Here is a 21,146-nt window from a genome sequence, read left to right as displayed (position 1 = left end):
GCCACCTGGCCCCTGTTTTATAGCAGACAAATATTATGAAGCTACAGCTACTGATTGGAATAATAGTGCTTTCATTGGAGTTCGCCAATGCACAACAGTTATATGTGGGCGCCAACTATCATCCGCACGATGATAAAAATGCAGAGAAGATAAAAAGAGACATTGAGCTGATGAAAGAAGCCGGGTTCACGGTGGTGCGCATGGGGCATCTTGCCTGGGACAGCTATGAACCGGCAGAAAGAAAATTTGATTTTGCCTGGTTCGACCAGGTGATGGATGAGATGAATAAAGCTGGGATAAAAGTGATTTTGGATATTGCCATTCGTCCTGCGCCCCTTTGGCTACACCATAAATATCCCTCCATGAACATTACAGATGCGAATGGAAATGTATTGTACCCAAATCATCGTTATATGGTAGATGTGGGTGACCCCATGTATCAGCAGTATGCATTACGCTATACTGATATGCTTACAAAACGGTATGCCAGGCACCCGGCGTTGCTGGCATTCGGCATCGACAATGAATCGGGCGATGGCCCCATCTCTTATTCCAAAACGGTAAAAGAAAGATACATTGCCTGGCTAAAGAAGAAATATACTACCGTTGATAGTTTAAATAAAGCCTGGGCAACGCAGCGCTGGTCAAGGAGGATCGGTCTGTTTGAAGAAATCGGGCTGCCGGTGTCGGGTACAGTGAACGGCGCGCCGGAAAGAATGCTCGATTTCAGGCGTTTTATTTCCGATGAGGTGAATCAGTTGCTTTTCAAGGTTATTGATAAAGTGAATACCAATGCTCCCAACGCTTTTGTGAACACGAACGCCTGGTATTACAGTCCATTGAAATATTTTGATTATTCATCCATTGCCTACTCAGGCAAAATGACCCGGGAAGGATGTGGTTTCTATCCCGGTCTTTCCCTCACAACCAACTGGGGGGTGACAGATGCTTTATTCGGGATGGCAAGGATTCAGTTTGAAAGCACCAACCCTTTCTGGTGTACTGAGTTCACTACCATGACCGCAGTTCCAAACTCGATCAGGAAATCGGCCTATGCAACGCTGATGTATGGGAACCAGATGGTATGTGGCTGGACCTGGCAAAGCATGCATGGCGGCGAAGAACAATACCTCGAAGGCATGTTAGACTGGGACGGTGTTCCCAACCGTAAATACGAGGAGTACAAAAAGATCGCTGCAGAATTTAAAAAGATCGAAAGATATTTTCCATACAAGCTGAAGGCGGAAGTGGGATTGGCCTTTTCATTTCCCAGCCAGATAGCCAGCAGTTCTTTCCCGGAGCAACACGATCAGCAACTGCAGGCCTGCTTCAATTTATTTCATTATCGCAATATGGATGCACGCGTAGTGGAGATAAGTAAAAGCGCCCTGGATTATAAATTATTGTTTGTTCCCGGTGTGGCGGTAATGGATAAAACCACCGCCGGTAAGATCCGCGACTTTGTAAAAAACGGTGGCACCGTGGTGATGACCGCCAATTCGGCCATTGTTGATGAAACAGGACAGGTGTTTGCTTCCACCCATCCCGGGCATTTAAGCGATGTATTTGGCATTCGCGTGGGCGGTTTCGAGGAAACAGAAGCGTTGAATGAGATCTCGGGGAAGTCATTCAAAGGCAAAAAAGTGGAAGTTGCTTACAAAGGAAAAGAGATCACTACCGAGTCCACAAGAATTGATGTAATTGAATCAAAAGGGGTTGAAGTGCTTGCCACCATCACCAGTCTGGATAAAGACTATCCGGTTATAACAGCCAATAAATATGGAAAAGGCAGAGCGATCTATGTTGGCCTGCCGGCGAAGGGAGAAATTTTAAATCCTTTGCTCGATGACCTGATCAGTGAGCTTTCTTTAAGAAAAGGACCTGCAGTTCCTTCAGGTGTAATGGCACGGCAAATTGATAAAGATCATTTCTTATACCTGAATGTTAGCGGTGAACCCAAAGAAATACGGCAGCAGGGAAGAACGCACAGCGTACTGTTTAACAAAGAGTATTCAGGCAACTTTATGCTGGCGCCGTATGAGCCGGAGTTTATAGAGACGGGAAATTAAGCTGCCAAAGGTCGGATTTGTATAAAACAAAGTCTTATTCATAGTATTATATGAACACCTGCTGTAACTAACTTTATCAGAATATTACGATTGCTGTAAAGCTGTGTTGCTATAATACGAGGCTATATGAATAAAAAACCGGGTACTTTATTTGCATTTTCTCTGATCACGTCTCTTTTCTTCAAAACCGAAACCCCATCACATAAACATTCATCTATTGTAAACCATGAAGAGGTATACCCTGGCGCTTGACCTTAAAGAGGATCCGGCGCTTATTTCAGAATATGAGTACTGGCACCGGGCAGAGAACGGCTGGCCCGAGATAAAAAAAAGCATAGAAGAGGCAGGGATTGCGAATATGGAGATCTATCGTACCGGCAACCGGCTGTTCATGATCATGGAAACGGAAGACCATTTCACTTTTGAGCAAAAATCAAAAATGGATGCATCTAATACCAGGGTGCAGGAATGGGAACAATTGATGTGGAAATTCCAGCAGCCGCTTCCCTGGGCGCAGGAAGGGGAGAAATGGATCATGATGAATAAAATATTTGAATTACACCCATAAAATAAAACAGCCATGAACAGGCGAACGCTTATAAAACAATTAGGTTTATCCGTGCCGGGCTATCTTTTATCGAAGCAGGCCGGCGCCAGTCTCCTCGAAAGTTTCGGTCAACAGGCAAAAGGCCCTTTTCTGCCAACCTGGGATTCCCTGCAAAGCTATACGGTGCCCGAATGGTACCGCAATGCAAAATTTGGCATCTGGGCGCATTGGGGGCCGCAGTGTGAGCCAGAACACGGCGATTGGTATGCGCGCGGCATGTATGAAGAAGGCAGCGACCATTATAAATACCATGTGCAGAAATACGGGCATCCATCGAAGTTTGGTTTTAAAGATGTGATTCACCAATGGAAAGCGGAGAAATGGGACCCTGACCAGCTCGTTGCATTGTATAAAAGGGTGGGGGCGAAGTACTTTTTTGCCATGGCCAATCACCACGATAACCTCGATCTCTGGAACTCAAAATACCAGTCGTGGAATTCGGTAAATGTGGGCCCCCAAAAAGATCTTATTGGCGGTTGGGCAAAAGCCGCTAAAAAACAGGGCTTGCCATTCGGGGTGAGTGTGCATGCTTCCCATGCCTGGATGTGGTATGAATATGCACAGGGAAGTGATAAAAACGGGCCATTGGCAGGCGTTCCCTATGATGGCAAATTAACAAAGGCCGATGGCAAGGGCGCCTGGTGGGAAGGTATGGACCCGCAGGAACTTTACGCGCAGAACCATGCCCTCAGTGATGGCTACCATTGGGATTGGGAAAAAGGTGTATCCGTTCCCTCAAAAGCGTATTGTGATAAATTTCTGAAGCGTACCATCGAGCTCATTGATAAATATGAACCTGAACTGCTCTACTTCGATGATACCGTGCTGCCCTTTCATGGGCTCAATGATGTGGGGTTGCAGTTAGCTGCGCACCATTACAACCAAAGCATGAAGCGCAATAAAGGTATGCTGAAAGCCGTGGTGAACGGAAAGATCCTGAATGAAATGCAGCGTAAATGCCTGGTGTGGGATATTGAACGGGGACAAAGCAATGTAATAGAACCCTTCACCTGGCAAACAGATACCTGCATCGGCGGATGGCATTATGACAAAAGAATATATGAAAACAAAAGATACAAGAGCTCCCAAACAATTATTCAAACCCTGGCCGATATAGTTAGTAAGAACGGGAACCTGCTGTTGAACATCCCGGTAAAAGGCAACGGCAGCATCGACGACCAGGAGGTTGCTATCCTGGAAGAAATAGCGGCCTGGATGAAGATCAATTCGGAATGTATTTTCGATACAAGACCCTGGAAGGTGTTTGGCGAAGGGCCTGCTACTACTGAAACTGCCAAACTATCGGGCCCGGGTTTCAATGAAGGCAAGGGTAAGCCCTTTGGTGCCGCCGACATGCGCTTTACTACCAAGGGCGATACGTTGTATGCAGTGGTGTTTGGCTGGCCTGATAATGGAAAAGTAACGATCAAAAGTCTTTCCGAACAAAATGGTCTTCGGCCCGGCGCTGTAAACAAAGTAGAACTGGTTGGCGGCGGTGAGCTGCGTTTTCAAAGAAACAGCGAAGGCCTGGAAATTACGATGCCTGAAAACAGACCCGCGCTTGCCTATGCCAATGTATTTAAAATAAAATGATCTGAATGCGGCCGTCTCAAAGACATTTGAGACGGTTCGTCTTCTTTTAAAAAAATACCTTACTCTTTACGGATTCCCCCCTCTATTTTACTGATTTGTCCCCCTATATCAAGAGGAGTTAAACAGCATATTTGTAAATATTTAACTTTTAAATAGTAGTCACATGTGCCAAACCTGATGTAACGTTTCCCCCTATCGAAAGCTCCAAATTGACTGTTTCTTAACCTCACAAATTGCTGTATGAAAAAAATCAAACTACTGCTGGTAGCATGTTCATTATTGCTACTAAACGTTGCCGCATTGGCCCAAACCAGGACCATTATCGGCAATGTCAAAGATTCAAAGACCGGGGAACCTCTTCCCGGAGCCACCATTAAGATCCTTCACACCGACATCGGTACCTCGGCAGATACAAAAGGGTCGTTTAAGATCGAGGTTCCTTCAACCATCTCAAAAGTGGTTTTATCTATTTCCGGAGTTGGTTACACAACCGTTGAAATTACCCCACGCGACGAAAATGTTTTTGTGGGACTTAGCCCTGAAAACAAACTGTTGACCGATGTAGTGGTTATTGGTTATGGAACCGCTAAAAAAGCAACTTTAACGGGAGCTGTCAGCACAATTAAAGCCAAAGAAGTAACGGAAGCGCCGGTGACCAATGTTACCAACGGTTTAGCCGGAAGGCTGCCCGGCCTGGTGGCAGTTACCAGCAGCAGCGAACCAGGTTCCGATGGCACTAACTTACGCATTCGCGGCAGCAACACGTTTAACGATAACAGCGTTTTAGTGGTGATTGACGGTGTGCCGGACAGAAGCCTGGAGAGAATTGACCCGAACACCATTGAAAGTATAACCGTATTGAAAGATGCTTCTGCAGCTATTTATGGTTCAAGAGCGGCCAACGGCGTTATTTTAGTTACTACCAAGCAGGGAAAGACCGGGAAACCCGAAATTACACTGAATGGTAATTATGGCTACAACCAGCCTACCAAATTGCCTAAAATGGCAGATGCCCCGCTGTACGCTACTGCATTAAATGAAATAGCGTATTACAACAATCCTTCAGGTGGCTTGAACCAGACTTATACTACCGACCAGATCCAGAAATTCAGTGATGGCTCAGACCCTTTGCGTTACCCCAATACCGATTGGTTTAAAACAGTTTTAAAACCCCAGTCGGTGCAAAGCAATGCAAACCTTTCGATTTCCGCAGGAACCGAAGCGATGAGATATTTTGTTGCGCTGGATATGAAGAAACAGGATGGTCAATATAGAAACAGCGCCACTTATTATAAACAATATGGCTTTACCTCGAATATCGACGCTAAAATAAACAAGAACATTCGCGTGGCTGTAAACGTGAACGGACGTTTAGAGGATAAACATTACCCGCAAAAATCTGCCGGTACAATCTTTAACGACCTGGTATCAGCCTATCCAACCTCTGTTGCCTGGTGGCCCAACGGTTTACCTGGCCCCGCACGCGAGCACGGCGAAAACCCGGTTGTAATTTCAACCGGCGCTACGGGTGTTAATAACGACAAGTACTATGTGTTGAATTCGAATTTAAAGTTAGATGTCAACATTCCCTGGGTAAAGGGCTTATCGTTTAACGGAAATGTGTCTTACGATAACGGCTTTGATTTTGATAAGAATTTCACCAGGCCCTGGCGGTTATATTCGTGGGATAAAACTACTGTCGATGCCGGTGGCAACCCGGTGCTCACTTCCAATGTTTTTGGCGCCGGTGCGTATAATTCACCTACTTTATACGAATCGTTCCAGAATAATTATTCAAAACTGGCTTATGGGTTGTTGAATTATCAAACGAATATCGGCGAGAACCACAACCTGAAATTAATGGTGGGAACACAGCTGTCGAAAGGAAATTCAGAAAGCTTTAATGCTTACAGAGACCTGTTTGCTTCTACCGCTGTTCAGGAAATGTTTGCGGGTGCAACGGCCAATCAGGCCACCGGGGGCACAGGTACGGTAAACTCCCGGTTGAGTTATTTTGGAAGGGCTAATTACAGCTTTGCCAATAAATACCTGGTTGAGTTTGTAGGCCGGTACGATGGTTCGTACATCTTCGCGCCCGGCCATCGATTTGGTTTTTTCCCGGGCGTTACGGCGGGCTGGGTAGCTTCGGAAGAAAAGTTCTTTAAAGAAAACATTAAATTCATCGACTATTTTAAATTGAGGGGCTCGTGGGGGAAAACGGGTAACGACCGCGTACAGGATTTTCAATACCTGACCAAGTATTTATTTGGCAGCAGTTATTATAACCAACCCGGTCAATATTATCCCTTTGTGGTTAACAACGCAGGCGCACTCAATGAACTGCAAACGGTGTATGATAGCGCTATTGCCAACCCGAACATCACCTGGGAAATTGCCAACCAAAGCAACATCGGCTTTAATGCCACTTTCCTGAACAACAGGTTGTCGGTAGAGGCCGACTACTTTTATTATAAAAGGAGTAATATTTTGTGGCCCCCAAATGCCACGGTACCTGCTTCGGCGGGTTTAACGCTGCCTAGCGTAAACTATGGTAAGGCGCAAAATAAGGGATTCGATTTCAATATTACCTACAGCGATGTTACCCCCAGCAAATTCAGCTACTCCATATCGGTTAACGGCGGTTATGCCCAGAACAAAGTATTACAATGGGGCGAGGCGCCCGGCGCACCGGCATGGCAGCAAACCACCGGACATCCCATGGGTTCAGGATTGTATTATGTAGCTGATGGCCTGATCCATAATTCGAAAGATTCCCTCGATTATGCAAGCGGTTTTACCTCATGGGGGCTTAGTACAAAACCAGCGCCCGGTGATATCAGGTATGCGGATATTGCGAAAAATGATACCATGGATTCGCGCCAGCAGAAAAGGATCTACAAAAGCAGTATTCCTACATTCACTTTTGGCACCTATATTAATCTTGGCTATAAGAATTTCGATCTGTCGATTTTGTTGCAGGGTGCAACAGGAGCTGTTACGTATGTTAATTCAGACGGTGGAACGTTCACCAATTTCCGCAAAAGTTTGTTGGACGGCCGCTGGTCTCCTACAAACCCGGAAGGTAACAATCCAAGAACACCCAACCGCGGTAACTATTATTGGGACAATACCGGCAACACTTTCTTCCTTCATAAAACTGATTATGTTCGTTTAAAAACGTTACAGTTCGGCTATACGCTCGATCCAAAACTCCTTCAAAAAGCAAATATTAAAAATCTGCGCGTGTATTTGAGCGGGCAAAATTTGTTGACCTGGTGCCCCGGTTTGAAAGACTTTGATCCCGAAGCGGGGGCAAATGCCAAACCAACCGATCTGAGAAATGCAATACCCAGTATTTCAGGCGGTAATTATCCATTGTCGCGTGTAGTGGCCATGGGAATGACCATGACATTTTAATGAACAGACAAAAAAACACACATGAAAAAAAATATTGTTTGCATTATTTTGATAGCGGCCATTGTAGCAGGCCCGCTGATCTCATGCAATAAAAGTGTGCTTGACCAAACGCCGGTGAGTGCAGTTTCTGATGACGCTCTTTTCAAATCAACCGACCCCGGATTATTAACGGCCTATGTTAATAATATGTACCAGGGGTTGCCGCATGGTTTCGACTGGTCAATGCTGGCTTCGCTTACCGATGAAGCGCTTACACAGGCATGCACCTGGGCAGGGCAGCAACAGGCCATGTTAAGCCAGTTAACCCCCAGCAATTTAGGGCCGTTCAACAACGGTAATTGCCCCGAATTACAACATTTTGCCTGGACCAATGAGTATTCGTTCATCAAGTCTACCAATGTTTTCTTTTCGAAAATAGATGCAGCACCGATAGATACGGCTACCAAACGCGGGTTAAAGGGAGAAGTGTTTTTCCTTAGAGCTTATTTGTACCAGAACCTGGTGTCTTTGTATGGTGGGGTACCCATTATTACAAAAGCGTATACATTAACGGATAGTTTTAGCGTTCCCAGAAATTCCTATGCCGAATGTATTCAGTTTATTTCAGACCAATGCGACAGTGCTGCCCAGTATCTTCCTGTAACACAAACGCAGGTAGGCAGAGCTACCAAAGGCGCGGCACTTGGCTTAAAGTCAAGAGCCCTGTTATATGCAGCCAGCGATCTGTACAACGGCGGCAATGGCACGGTACCCGATCCGTTTGCAGGGTATGCACATCCCGAACTGGTAAGGTACACCAGTTTTTCGGCAAGCGACAGGCAAACCCGTTGGCAAAAGGCGAAGGACGCAGCGTTGGCGGTAATAAACTTAGGCGTATATTCCCTGTACCAGCCCAACCCGGCATCACAAACGGAGGCAGCCGCTAATTATGGCAATCTCTTTATTCAAATGAGTACGCCGGAAGACATTTTTGTAAAATATGTTTCCACCAATACGGTTGCCAACTGGAACGATTATGGAAAAACGTATGGTCCCGGACTTTTCCACAATCCCAATGGCTTTTGGGGCTGGGGAGTTGATGCGCCCACCCAACAATTCGTAGATGAGTATGAGATGAATAATGGCACTGCCTTTAGCTGGAGCAACCCGGTTCAGGCTGCAGCGCCCTATCAAAACCGCGATCCCCGTTTTTACGCCACGGTGTTGTATGATGGCGCCAGCTGGCGGACAAGAACAACCGACATTTTACCATATGAAGGATCAGGAAAACTGCAAACCGGCTATCAGGATACTTCAGCGGCCCATCCAACAACCGACGACATTAAGTATGAATCCGGCGGTTTTGATACACATAATCCACCTACCGGCGCCAATATCTGGAACTGGTCGCCCACCGGCTATTATTTGAGAAAATGGAGCGATCCGAATCTCGACCCATTAAAAGTGTTGCAGGCTACACCATGGCGTTATATGCGTTATACTGAAGTGTTGCTTAATTATGCCGAGGCCAGCCTGGGCCTGGGCGACGCAGCAACGGCCACTACCTATATCAATATGATCAGGAAAAGAGCCGGCATGCCCCCTATAGCCAATGCTACGAAGGCGAACCTGCAGCATGAACGCAAGATCGAGCTGGCATTTGAAGAATTACGTTATTTTGATATTCGCCGCTGGATGATCTGCGACCCTGCAGTATATGGACAAAAAGCCGGCTTTAGCAATGTGTGGAGCATTCATATATTTTATCCTTATAATGGTTCTGCAAACTATGGTTCCGGCACACCTGTTTACACGCCGGTTGCCAATGTGAGTGGAGCGGGTAACTATGCCAATCTGGATTACTCGGGTGGCAGGGCATGGAATCCCAAATCTTATTTCCTGCCCATTGCTTACGATGAAATGAACAAAAACCTGAAGCTTATTCAAAACCCGTTTTACTGATCATACAAGCATTCGTTTTAACGGCTCGCTGTATTTACAGTGGGCCTTTTTTCGGACGCATCTGATAAATTAGTTATATTTAGGAAGTCCTCCTGTTGCTTATGAGATTCGCCATTTATCTATATTTTCTTTTCTGTGCAGGCGATTGCATTGCTTCAGACACACTCTCTGTAAGATATCTGGGCATTGACCAGGGGCTTTCAAACAACGCCGTAACCTGTATTTACAAGGACCACAATGGTTTTATGTGGTTTGGCACCTACGACGGATTAAACCGGTACGATGGTTGCGCCTTTCGCGTTTTTAGAAATACCATAGGAGATGCAACTTCCCTTTTGGATAACCATGTTTTTTGTATTAATTCCGACAATGAAAATAAAGTTTGGGTAGGCAGCGGAAAGGGCGTAAGTATTTACGACCCCAACCGGTCTGCCTTTTTTACACCCCGTTTCAGCAAAGTGGGTAGTTCAGAAAACGTACCGCTGTATGATGCTGTATTGTCGATAAAGAATGCCGGCAACACCATGCTGGTTGGTACTGTTCATAACGGGCTCATTGTGTTTACCGGTAGTGGAGAAACCGGCAAACAGCTTGTACTCCCCGGGCAAACCGGTGCGGCATACAATATTCAGGCCATTGAATATGATTCAATACGGAACGCGGTGTGGTTCTTTGTCAATGATCGCGGTCTGTATAAATATGACATCGCAAGTAAAAGAATAGTGGCCGTAGCTTCGGGGGTAGCCCAATGCTACTCCATTTTTCCGAGGTCCAATGGCGATGTTTTGATCGCAGGTGATTCAGGAGTGGCCAGGGTTTACCATAACATTTTTAAACGATTTGATCCGATCCCGCAGATGATTGTAAGAGACATCGCAGAGGACGCCAAAGGTGCGCTATGGATAGCCACAGACGGGAACGGATTGTGGTATTTATCGCCGGGTGGCAACAGGGCCCAGCCGCTTTCTTTAGCAGGAGAAGCCATAAACAGTAATTCTATCTATGATCTTTATATTGATCCCGAAGGCCGTGAATGGATCGGAACCTTGAGAGGGGGAGTGAATATTTTGGAAAGGGATGGCAGCTCGTTTAAAACAATCTCGTATCACAAAGGCAGAACTGAAGATGTGAACGATTTTATTTTATCTTTTTGCGAAGACGACCGGTCGAACTTATGGATTGGGACGGATGGAGCCGGGTTGCGTTACTGGGATAAACAAAAAAATAGTTTTACGAAATATGTTCATTCGGCAGATCCCGGATCTGTGAGGAGCAACTTTATTACCTGTATTGCCCGCGATTATAAAAACGATATCTGGATTTCCTCCTGGTTCGGCGGCATAGATAAGCTGAACAGATCAAACAATACATTCAGGCATTATAGCTGTTATGATCCTTTTCAAAAAAATGAGGAGAAAAATTGCTGGCAGGTCTATGAAGACAGCAAACGGCGGTTATGGGCATCTGCCAGCAACAAAGGCCATCTGTTCCTGTATAACAGGCCGGCCGATCAATTTGAACTTTTCGATAGTTCGTTGTTTGATCTGCAGGTGTTGATGGAAGACAGATCGGGTAATTTTTGGGGTGGCAATTACAACTCTTTAATAAAGATCGATCCGGAAAAAAAGCAACATAAGATTTTCTTTATCGGGTATACCGTCAGGAGTATCTGCGAAGATAAACGACATAATTTCTGGGTTGGCACAGAAGGCGGCGGGTTGCTGTTATTTGACCGCGGAAAAGGAACATACCGGCGAATAACTACAAAAGACGGGCTCCCCAACAATGTAATATTGAAAATACTGGAAGATAATAAGGGGGATCTTTGGATGAGTACGTATTATGGCCTGTGCCGTTACGATCCGGTTTTAAAGACGTTTAGAAATTTTACGCAGGCGGATGGCTTACAAAGCAACCAGTTCAGTTTTAATGCGGCTATGATTGCTAAAAACGGGGATTTTTTATTTGGCGGCATCAAAGGGTTTAACAGTTTTTATCCGGATAGCGTTTATGATAAAAAAAATATTCCCCACCTGTTTCTTACCGGTATAAAGATCGACAATGCGCCCGTGGAAGCCGGTCCTGCTTATGTTGTTTCACACAATAAAGACATTATCACCGGCATAGCGGTGCCATTTGACAAGGCGCTTTCATTCGATTTTACCGCATTGCAGTATTCAAATGCAAATAACCTCAATTACGCTTATTATTTAAAAGGGTGGGATAAGAACTGGAGTATTGCCAATAATATAAAGACGGCCAATTACAGCCATATACGGGAGGGCGCCTATACGTTTTATGTAAGGGTAATGAACCCGGATGGCGTTTGGAATGAGGAGGTACAATTGTTGGCTGTTAGGGTATTACCGCCCTGGTACCGGACCTGGTGGGCGTATTTATTATATACGGTCTTTACAATTGGTATTGTCTGTGCCTTTCTCTATTATTACCGGCGCCAGGACCGGTTGCGGTATGAGATTAAGCTGGCATTGCTTGAAAAACAAAAAGAAAAAGAACTCGCAGAAAGAAAGATCTCTTTTTTCACAGACATCTCTCATGAATTCAGAACACCCCTTACCTTAATTGTAAGCCCTTTGAAAGACCTTATGGCAGAAGCGGGTCCCGGGCTTATTCAAAAAAAATTATCGACCATCCACCGGAATGCCCGGCGTTTGTTAAGCCTGGTGGACCAGTTGTTGTTGTTCAGAAAAGTAGAATCTATAGAGCAGCAGCTTCACCTTTCCAGGTTCGACATCAACGAAGTATGTAATGAAGTGTTCCTGAGCTTTACGCAACGCGCAGCATCCAAAAATATCCGCTTTATTTTTGACAGGCCTTTGGATGAAGTAGGCTATTGTGGAGATAAGGAGAAAATTGAAATAATTTTATTTAACCTGCTTTCAAATGCATTGAAGTATACGCCGGACAACGGAGAAGTACAATTGTCATTAACTGGCGGGAACGGGCAAATACGTATCATTGTTAAAGACACCGGGTGTGGAATTTCAGAAAGTATCAGCAGCCGGTTATTCGATGTATTTTACCAGGCAAACAATACCGGAAAGGCGTCACAAACGGGGTTTGGTATTGGGTTATATGTTTCAAAAAAACTGGCAATTGCACATGAAGGCGCATTATCTTATGTAAGTGCGGAAGGGGAGGGTACCACTTTCACGCTCATTCTTCCAAACAATAAATTGACATCGATGCAGCACGCCGGGGAAGAAGACAGGTGTGGCCGCCCCAGCATTATTCATGAACTGGTTGAAGAAAGCCGCGAAGAAGGGGACACCACCACCGACAACAGGTCGAAGGTTATTGACAAAATCATTTCGGGGTTGCCAACGATGGTCATTGTTGATGATGATGCGGATCTGAGAAGCTACGTAAAGGAAATATTCATTGAGCAATTCAATATCTATGAAACAAATGATGGGGCATCTGCCTTTGATTTGATCGGCAGGGAATTACCCGATATTGTTATCAGCGATGTTATAATGGGCAAAATGGATGGTATTGAGTTGTGCCGTAAGCTGAAAGAAAATGCACACCTGGCTCATATTCCCATCATATTATTGACGGGAAGCTCTTCTGAAAAATCTAAATTAACGGGGCTGGAGTGTGGCGCTGAAGATTACGTGAGTAAGCCTTTTAGCAAAGAATTGATTGTTGCCCGGGTTCAAAATATCTTAACATCCAGGAACAGGTTGCAGCAATATTTTTTCAATACAATTACCCTGAAGCCAGCCTCCAGTATTGAATCGGATCATAAAGAATTTCTGACAAGGTGCATCGAGATCGTGGATCAAAATATGGAAAATCCGGAATTTAACGTTCAACTCTTTTGCCAGGGAATAGGTATGAGCCAACCCACTTTATACAAAAGAATTAAGGCTATTTCCGGTTTAACGGTAAACGTATTTGTAAGGTATTTACGATTAAGGAAGGCGGCGGAACTATTGATCAATACAAGTAAAACGGTGGTAGAAGTTACTTACGCAACAGGTTTTAATGATCTCAGGTATTTCAGGGAGCAATTCTCCAAATTGTTTGGAATGACCCCTTCAGAATTTATTAGGCGTTATAGAAAACCTTTGGGCAACAAGATCATAAAGTAGAAAATATTAAAGCATTTCAGTTTGCCCGCGGCTTAAGAAATTTTAATAAATTTACTTTTCAAAATCAAACTGCTTACAAGATACCCGTGCCTCAACTCGATACGTATAAGGAAAAGGAACTGTTCCGGCGCATAGCTGATGGTGACGAGTTGGCATTCGCTGATATTTTCCACCGCTATAAATCCCCTCTTTTTGACTATGGCATGAAGATCACCAAATCGCAGGTAGCTGCTGAAGAACTTGTACAGGAATGCTTTTTAAAGCTCTGGCTGTCAAGGCAAAATTTACCTTCTATTGAAAATCCGGTGGGCTATTTACATATGATGGCAAGAAATGCGGGGGTGGATTATCTCCGCAGGCTTTCGCTGGATGCAGCCATGCAGCAAAAAGTTTGGGCGGGTATTTCGGCAACAGAAAATGCAACCCTGCAAAAAGTACAGGTAAGTGAAACGCAAAAGCTTATTAATGAGGCAGTGGCGCAACTGCCGGCGCAGCAACGCGAAGTTTTTATGCTCAGCCGCTATGAAGGATTGAGCTATGAGCAAATAGGCCTTCAAATGGGTATTGCTGGAAACACGGTAAAAAATCACCTGGTGAAAGCGTTGAAGTTCATCAGAGAGTACCTGGGCAATAAATATGGTGGGCCTGTTATATTGATAATCATGAGTTTTCCGGGCCCGTTCCTGATAAAATAAAAAAAAGTTAACACCGCACTAGTCCGCCTTTCTCCTTCATCCGTCATTTTATAAATAGCGCCTTATCTTTTAATTATTTTTTATGTCGCAATCGCTTGACGATCGTGTAGTTTATTTATTAAAACAATATACAGCAGGGACTTGTACGCTTGATGAATTTAATGAACTGCTTGCTTTGATTAGTGTCCAACCAAACGGATCAGTGCTGGAAGGGCCGTTGCTTGAAGAGGTTCGCAACAGCCGGTATCATGAAGCTGAAGAACAGGTAAACTGGCACCAGATGCTAAAGGCGGTGCTGCAGCAACAGGAGGTTGTAGCGCCGGCGCCTGTTCGCACCATGCGGGTTTTCAGTAAAATAGCCATAGCGGCCACCGTAGTGGTTTGTATGGGCATTATTGCCTGGTGGTGGTTGCAAAGGGGGGATGACCGTCACACAAATACCCCGGCTGTAACATTGACCTATGATGCGTTGCCAGGTCGTAATGGCGCCGTTCTAACACTGCACAATGGAAAAAAAGTATTACTCGACAGTGCAGGCAACGGCGCCATGCACCTGCAACCTGGGTTACAGGTTGCCAAACAAGACAGCCTGATCGCTTACCAGGCAACAGACGCCGCCAGTAGTGAAACCAATACGCTCAGCACACCACGGGGACGCAAATTCCAGCTTGTATTATCAGATGGAACAAGGGTTTGGTTGAATGCCGCTTCATCAATACACTATCCCACTGTTTTTACCGGTAAAGAACGTGTCGTTGATATTACCGGCGAAGTGTATTTTGAAGTAGCTAAGAATGCGAGCCATCCGTTTATTGTAAATATTCAGTCAGCACAAGAACCCGGTCAAAAGGGCAGGATAGAAGTGTTGGGAACACATTTTAATATCAATGCCTATGATGAAGAACCATCTTCAAAGGTTACGTTGTTAGAAGGGAGGGTAAAGGTGGGCAGTAGGCAGTGGGCAGTAGGCAGTGGAGGAAAGGCAGAGAATGCAAATGACGAAGTCATTTTAAAGCCAGGCGAGCAAGCATCCCTGTCCCAGTCATCCCAAAAATCTCACTTCATCCCGGTTCAGACAGTTCACACAGATGCGGTAATGGCCTGGAAGAATGGTTACTTCCAGTTTGAGCGGGCAGATATTCAAACCGTGATGCGCCAGGTTGCCCGCTGGTACGATGTTGAGATACAATATGAAGGAACGATAACAACAGATAAATTCGGTGGCAGTATTCCCCGCGATGCCACCTTGTCACAGGTACTGCATGCCCTGGAACAAAGCCTGGTGCATTTTACCATTCAGGGGAAAAAAGTGATTGTTACGCCATAACCAAAACACATTACTAGTCAACAGCCATGAAAAAACCGCCCCGGCCTCGTCCTCCGGAACGGTTATCTATTGAGCCAACAGCAAAACCAAAACTGCCGGGCTGTTCCATTGCAAATAAAGCAGGCGGCAAATTGTTAACCCAATTAAACAAATGTATGCATTTAACTGCTATGGGGGTCGTATGCGCCGTCAAAAATAAGACCGGCTGCAGGGCCTTCGCCAAAATCCTACGCTGTATGAGATTATTGATGTTTTTTATGGTGGCAGGCTGTTTACAGGTAGCCGCCCGTGGACTGGGGCAATCCATTACGCTGAAAGAAAACAATGCCTCCATGGAATCGGTTTTGAATTCCATCAAAAAACAATCGGGTTACGTGTTCTTTTACAACTATCGCCTTCTCGAAAAAAGCAAGCCTGTTACCATACAGGTTACAAACGCTTCAATAACTGAGGCGCTGAATGCCTGCTTCAAAGATCAGCCGTTGAGCTATTCCATTGACGGCCGGCTCATAACGGTAAAACTTAAAGAGGAAAAGCCCAAACAGGCAACAGACAATGAGGCAACACCCAAAAGTGTTATTTCGGGCGTGGTAAAAGATTCGGCGGGGCGCCCGTTGCCGGATATAACTGTTACCATTAAAGGAAAGGGGATATCTGTTCGTACAGATAAGGATGGGCGCTTCAGTATTAAGGCAGAACCTGGCGATGTGCTGGTGTTCTCTTCCGTTTCATTTGTTCCCAAACAGATCATAGCAACTATAGACAATCCAATGATCTCTGTAGAATTAAAAGCCAGGGTAGATAAACTCGATGATGTGGAAGTGGTGCCTACCGGTTACCAGTCGCTGAAAAAATCGCAGATTGTCGGTTCCGTCAATACCGTTAAGGCAAGTGAATTGTACTTCAATGGCATCAATACCCTGGAACAGTCGTTACAGGGCAAACTTACCGGGGTGGTTGTTACCAACGACAATGGCGGCCTGGTGGGCGTTCGGCAAAAGACCAGGGTACGCGGTACTTCTACGTTGTTTGGGAACCAGGACCCCATCTGGGTAGTAGATGGCATTATTCAGCAGGACCCGCTTCCTTTTAAGGCTAACCAGCTGGATGCAGTAGGCGGCATTAAAAAAGACAATTTCGATTATATAAGAGATTTTGTAGGCAATGCCATTTCCTGGCTGAACCCACAGGATATTGAAGACATTACTGTACTGAAAGATGCAGCCGCTACCGCTATATACGGGGTAAGAGCAGGCAATGGCGTGATCGTGATCACCACTAAAAAAGGAAGGTCAGGGCCGGCCTCTATCAGTTATTCGGTAAATGGCAGTGTAACGGAAAGGGTTAATTACGATAAGCTGAACCTGATGAACTCAAAAGACAGGGTAGCTGTATCGAGAGAGATCTTTGAGCGGGGCCTTGCCAGTGTAAGCTCTTATAATACCAAAATTGGCTACGCAGGCGCGCTGAACGACTACCTGTTCAAAAATATCGATTATGACGAGTTCAATCGCCGCGTAAAGGCGGCCGAAACCGTAAATACCGACTGGTTTGGTATTTTATTCCAAACCCCGGTTACCATCAACCACAATCTCAGTATAAGCGGCGGATCGAACAATACAAGATATTATGCTTCACTTAGCTATAGCGATGTAAAAGGCACGGCCATCGGCAATGGCTCGAAGGGCTATACCGGCAATGTATCCATTACCAGTAATTTAAGCGATAAAGTGAATGTTTCCATCAGGCTATCCGCTTCACAAAAGAACACGACTGGCTTTTACCGGCAAAATCCCTATTCGTATGCCTCCGGTACCAGCCGGGTGATACCTGCTTACGACGCCGTCGGCAACAGGTATTTTTATGCCAATTCATTAAGCAGCACCAATGGCGGGTTTTCTTTTAATATGCAGGATGAACTGGACAATACCGGGTCAACCATAAAGCAGCTTACCGCCAACACCAACATACAGTTGAATTACAGGATGTCGAAAGAGCTGACCTTCGAGAGCCTGTTCAGTTACAGCATCGCCAGCGCCAACGGCGTAAGTTATGCAACAGAAAAAAGCAATTACATCGACTCGATACGGGGTTACGATTATGGCACTGCCAGCAATACGGATGCTGCTTTTATTAACAGCCGGTTGCCTTTTGGCGGTGAATATAACCAGAACAACAATCAAAGCACCGCGTTGAACTGGCGCAACGGCATCAGTTATGCAACCGTATTGAATAAGAAGCACGCGGTGACTGCTTTACTGGGCGAAGAAATAAACAGCACCCGCAATAATGGGTTTACCGAAACCACGTATGGCTGGCTGCGCGACCGTGGTAATACGTTCGCCACATTGCCTTTAACCTATACGGCGAACAACACGCCCAATAACCTGTTAACGGCCATGCCGCATGCGATCATCGACAACGTTATTAATAACATAGGCGCTTATATAACGGCCGGTTATACGTACGACAACAGGTTTGTGCTGAGCATGAGCGCCCGTACCGATGCCTCTAACCGGTTCGGTCAGGATACCCGGCAGAAATTTAACCCGGTTTGGGCCGGCGGTATTCGCTGGAATGTATACAATGAAAAGTGGATGGAGAGAATTGACTGGGTCTCCAATCTCAGTGTAAAGGCCTCGTTTGGTTATCAACGTAACCTGGCCAGTAATTTCAGTCCTTACCTGATAGCAAGGCCTTCGATAACACCCACCGCAACCGCTTCGGTGTTTGACCAGAATACCGCTGAATATTTACTTTATATTTCAAATCTGCCGTATACCAACCTGCGCTGGGAAAAAAATACCACCATCAACCTGGGCGCCTCTATGGGGCTGTTCAAGAACCGGGTACAGGCCTCTGTTGAATACTACCAGAAAATCGGTAAAGACATCATCACCTATCTTACCGTGCCCGAAGAATATGGCGTGGAAACGATGCCGGTAAACGGCGGCTCTATGAATAACCGGGGTGTTGAACTGGGCGCCTCCTTTGTTCCCGTTCGCACCAAAGACTTTACGTGGTCATTGGGCTTTACGATGTCGAAGAACCTGAATGAGATCAAAAAGACAGCCAACGCCCAAAGCCTTAACTTCAAAACAGCCGCCAGCGGCGGGTTGTACCATGCCGGCTATCCGGTGTCGGCTTTTTGGGCCTTCGATTACCAGGGCATCAATGCCGCTAACGGGTACCCGGTGATAAACACGGCGATCAAGGGCAGCGATTCGCTGAACGATCCTACTACATATATGAAATATGCGGGTAAGATGGATCCCGACCTGGTTTCCGGCGTATCGATGATGTTCAGGTATAAAAAGCTTACGCTCTCCACTTCATTATACCTGCAGGTGGGCGGTAAAAAATTCCTGAGCCCGGCCTATAAATTAACTACTTACCTGCCTTCAGAATACGATAACCTTAGCAGGGAACTGCTGGGCCGCTGGACCCCCGACAATACAACGGCTTTATTTCCCGGCCTGCCCGATAAAAATGTTATTACAAACGCTGTTCGGTTGCCAGGAGGGAAAGTGTATACCAATGCTTACGAAATGTATAACTATAGTACGGCCCGCATTGTCAGTGCATCAACGCTGCGTTGCAACAATATAAACCTCAGTTACCAGTTGCCGGCCCGGTTTATCACAAAGGCGCGGCTTAAAAATGCAGTGGTAGGCGCGGGCGTTACCTCGCCTTTTGCGATCGTTAGCAGGGATTTCAGGGGAATCGATGCCGAGGTGGCTACCGGCGGTCAGCCCCGTACCCGCACCTATACCCTGAGCATAAATACCAGTTTCTAATAAATAATCGGAATGTATGAATACTATATATAAAAGTTGTGTATGGTTGTTGCTGGCCGGATCGCTGTTCACCTCCTGCAAAAAGTTTCTTGTTCAAACAAGCCAGGATGAGATCATTCCCACAACAACCGATGATCTTACCCAGTTGCTGAATGCAGAGGGATATCCCTATAACATTGTTGTAGACAACTATACCGACCTGTTAACCGACGATGTTCAGTGTTCCGGGCTGGCGGTGGGTCTTTCTGCTACGCTGCTGCCAACCTATACTTCGTACCTGAACAATGGCGCTCCACTCTTTACCTTTAACCCTGCCATGTTCGACAGTACAGGCACTGCTGCCAATGTGATTAGCCTGCCGGGTACAGACTCTTGGAAAATATATTATGGAAAGATCAAGGGCTGCAATGTGGTGCTGGATTACCTCGACAAAGTATCGGGTAACGAGCAGCAAAAAAATGCGTTGCGGGGGCAGGCGTTGTTTTTAAGAGCTTTCTATTATCTTAAACTGGTAACGTTATATGGCCAGCCGTACAGCGGTGCAGGCATCGATGCCGCCACCAGCCCGGGGGTGCCGTTGATCCTGAGCAGCGAAGTAAGCGACAGCAAGCCTGTGCGCAACACCCTGGCGCAGGTTTACGGCCAGGTTGAAAAAGACCTGCTGGCAGCTGCCGATCTGCTGAAGAATAACTTTACACCTCCCAATACCTTCCGCGTTGGTCACATTGCAGCGTACGCGCTTTTGAGCAGGTTGTACCTGTATATGGGCCGTGACGAGGATATGGATAACGTGATCAAATATGCTACCAGTACATTAAATGAAAAACCAGGGCTTACGGCCTTAACCACCTTTCTGCTTACTTATAAATCATATGATGCTTCAGGCATTTACGATTTTACCAAAAGCCCGGAAGTAGTTTGGGAGTTCGGCGCTAATTCAACCACCTCGGTTATTTTTTTTCCGGCTGTGAACAATCCAGGTTCCGTTATGCCCCCTTATTCGGTAAGCCCCGACCTGGCAGGGTTGTATGAGCAGGGGAACGGTACGGATACTACCTACGTTGGTGATCTGCGGTATATGATGTACTATGCCAGAACCAACAATGTTATCTGGCCGGTAAGAGGCTATAAACTCAGCCCCAATAAAACTTCGTATGATGCCAAAGGGATGCGGATAGCCGAAGTTTACCTGAACCGCGCCGAGGCATTGGCACGCAGGTACAAAAAGAACGGCAATACCGCAGACCTTGCCCAGGCATTAAGCGATCTGAATACCCTGCGGGCCAACAGGTTCGATACCCGCTTTAAAGCCTATACGCCGGTAAACATCACCGATGCAGATGCCCTGTTCAATTTTTGCAAAGCAGAACGCCGCAGAGAATTGAGCTTCGAGGAGAATTTCAGGTGGGTGGATATCAAACGCTGGGGAATGACGGTAACCCATCATTACATAGATGCCAATGGCGTAGCGGCCGATTATACCCTGCCTGCGGGCGGCAACCTGTATGCATTGCCCATTCCTTACACCGCCATTAACAGGAATGACCAGCTGACGCAAAACCCCAGGTAATCACTGACCCTC

General features: G+C 45.9%; 10 protein-coding genes. All 10 read left to right on the top strand.

The genetic code is table 11. The features are described from left to right. Positions 1-35: 35 nt before the first annotated feature. Positions 36-2,069, top strand: coding sequence for a beta-galactosidase (locus tag NIAKO_RS11705; protein ID WP_014218627.1), 2,034 nt, complete (start codon positions 36-38; stop codon positions 2,067-2,069). Positions 2,070-2,295: 226 nt separating this feature from the next. Beyond that, positions 2,296-2,637: an L-rhamnose mutarotase gene (locus tag NIAKO_RS11700; protein ID WP_014218626.1), complete on the top strand. Its 342-nt coding sequence runs from the start codon at positions 2,296-2,298 to the stop codon at positions 2,635-2,637. 12 nt (positions 2,638-2,649) lie between these two features. Next, positions 2,650-4,269 carry an alpha-L-fucosidase gene (locus NIAKO_RS11695; protein ID WP_014218625.1) on the top strand — a complete coding sequence of 540 codons (1,620 nt, stop codon included), beginning with the start codon at positions 2,650-2,652 and terminating at the stop codon, positions 4,267-4,269. 240 nt (positions 4,270-4,509) lie between these two features. Next, the gene (locus tag NIAKO_RS11690; protein WP_014218624.1) at positions 4,510-7,686 is read left to right on the top strand and encodes a SusC/RagA family TonB-linked outer membrane protein; all 3,177 of its coding nucleotides are present in this window, start codon (positions 4,510-4,512) and stop codon (positions 7,684-7,686) included. A 21-nt stretch (positions 7,687-7,707) separates the two neighbouring features. Next, the gene (locus tag NIAKO_RS11685) at positions 7,708-9,627 is read left to right on the top strand and encodes a RagB/SusD family nutrient uptake outer membrane protein (protein ID WP_014218623.1); all 1,920 of its coding nucleotides are present in this window, start codon (positions 7,708-7,710) and stop codon (positions 9,625-9,627) included. Between the two features lie 101 nt (positions 9,628-9,728). Next, entirely contained in the window at positions 9,729-13,745 is a 4,017-nt protein-coding gene (locus NIAKO_RS11680; RefSeq protein ID WP_014218622.1) for a two-component regulator propeller domain-containing protein, read from the top strand. 86 nt (positions 13,746-13,831) lie between these two features. Then, positions 13,832-14,440 (top strand): RNA polymerase sigma factor, encoded by a 609-nt coding sequence (locus tag NIAKO_RS11675; protein ID WP_014218621.1) that lies wholly within the window; start codon positions 13,832-13,834, stop codon positions 14,438-14,440. 82 nt (positions 14,441-14,522) lie between these two features. Beyond that, complete coding sequence (locus NIAKO_RS11670) at positions 14,523-15,767, top strand: FecR family protein (RefSeq protein WP_014218620.1); 1,245 nt, start codon at positions 14,523-14,525, stop codon at positions 15,765-15,767. Positions 15,768-16,003: 236 nt separating this feature from the next. Continuing rightward, complete coding sequence (locus tag NIAKO_RS11665) at positions 16,004-19,564, top strand: SusC/RagA family TonB-linked outer membrane protein (protein ID WP_207622441.1); 3,561 nt, start codon at positions 16,004-16,006, stop codon at positions 19,562-19,564. 16 nt (positions 19,565-19,580) lie between these two features. Then, the gene (locus NIAKO_RS11660) at positions 19,581-21,134 is read left to right on the top strand and encodes a RagB/SusD family nutrient uptake outer membrane protein (protein WP_014218618.1); all 1,554 of its coding nucleotides are present in this window, start codon (positions 19,581-19,583) and stop codon (positions 21,132-21,134) included. The last annotated feature ends 12 nt before the right edge of the window (positions 21,135-21,146 follow it).

The organism is Niastella koreensis GR20-10 (genome assembly GCF_000246855.1).
In the GTDB taxonomy this organism is placed as follows: domain Bacteria; phylum Bacteroidota; class Bacteroidia; order Chitinophagales; family Chitinophagaceae; genus Niastella; species Niastella koreensis.
Note: the sequence above shows the minus strand (reverse complement) of the source record. Positions and strands in the feature narration are given on the sequence as shown.

Bases quoted from the DNA above. Each gene is read 5' to 3' on its own strand.
- NIAKO_RS11705 (WP_014218627.1), top strand. From the start codon at position 36: ATGAAGCTACAGCTACTGATTGGAATAATAGTGCTTTCATTGGAGTTC.
- NIAKO_RS11700 (WP_014218626.1), top strand. From the start codon at position 2,296: ATGAAGAGGTATACCCTGGCGCTTGACCTTAAAGAGGATCCGGCGCTT.
- NIAKO_RS11695 (WP_014218625.1), top strand. From the start codon at position 2,650: ATGAACAGGCGAACGCTTATAAAACAATTAGGTTTATCCGTGCCGGGC.
- NIAKO_RS11690 (WP_014218624.1), top strand. From the start codon at position 4,510: ATGAAAAAAATCAAACTACTGCTGGTAGCATGTTCATTATTGCTACTA.
- NIAKO_RS11685 (WP_014218623.1), top strand. From the start codon at position 7,708: ATGAAAAAAAATATTGTTTGCATTATTTTGATAGCGGCCATTGTAGCA.
- NIAKO_RS11680 (WP_014218622.1), top strand. From the start codon at position 9,729: ATGAGATTCGCCATTTATCTATATTTTCTTTTCTGTGCAGGCGATTGC.
- NIAKO_RS11670 (WP_014218620.1), top strand. From the start codon at position 14,523: ATGTCGCAATCGCTTGACGATCGTGTAGTTTATTTATTAAAACAATAT.
- NIAKO_RS11665 (WP_207622441.1), top strand. From the start codon at position 16,004: ATGAGATTATTGATGTTTTTTATGGTGGCAGGCTGTTTACAGGTAGCC.
- NIAKO_RS11660 (WP_014218618.1), top strand. From the start codon at position 19,581: ATGAATACTATATATAAAAGTTGTGTATGGTTGTTGCTGGCCGGATCG.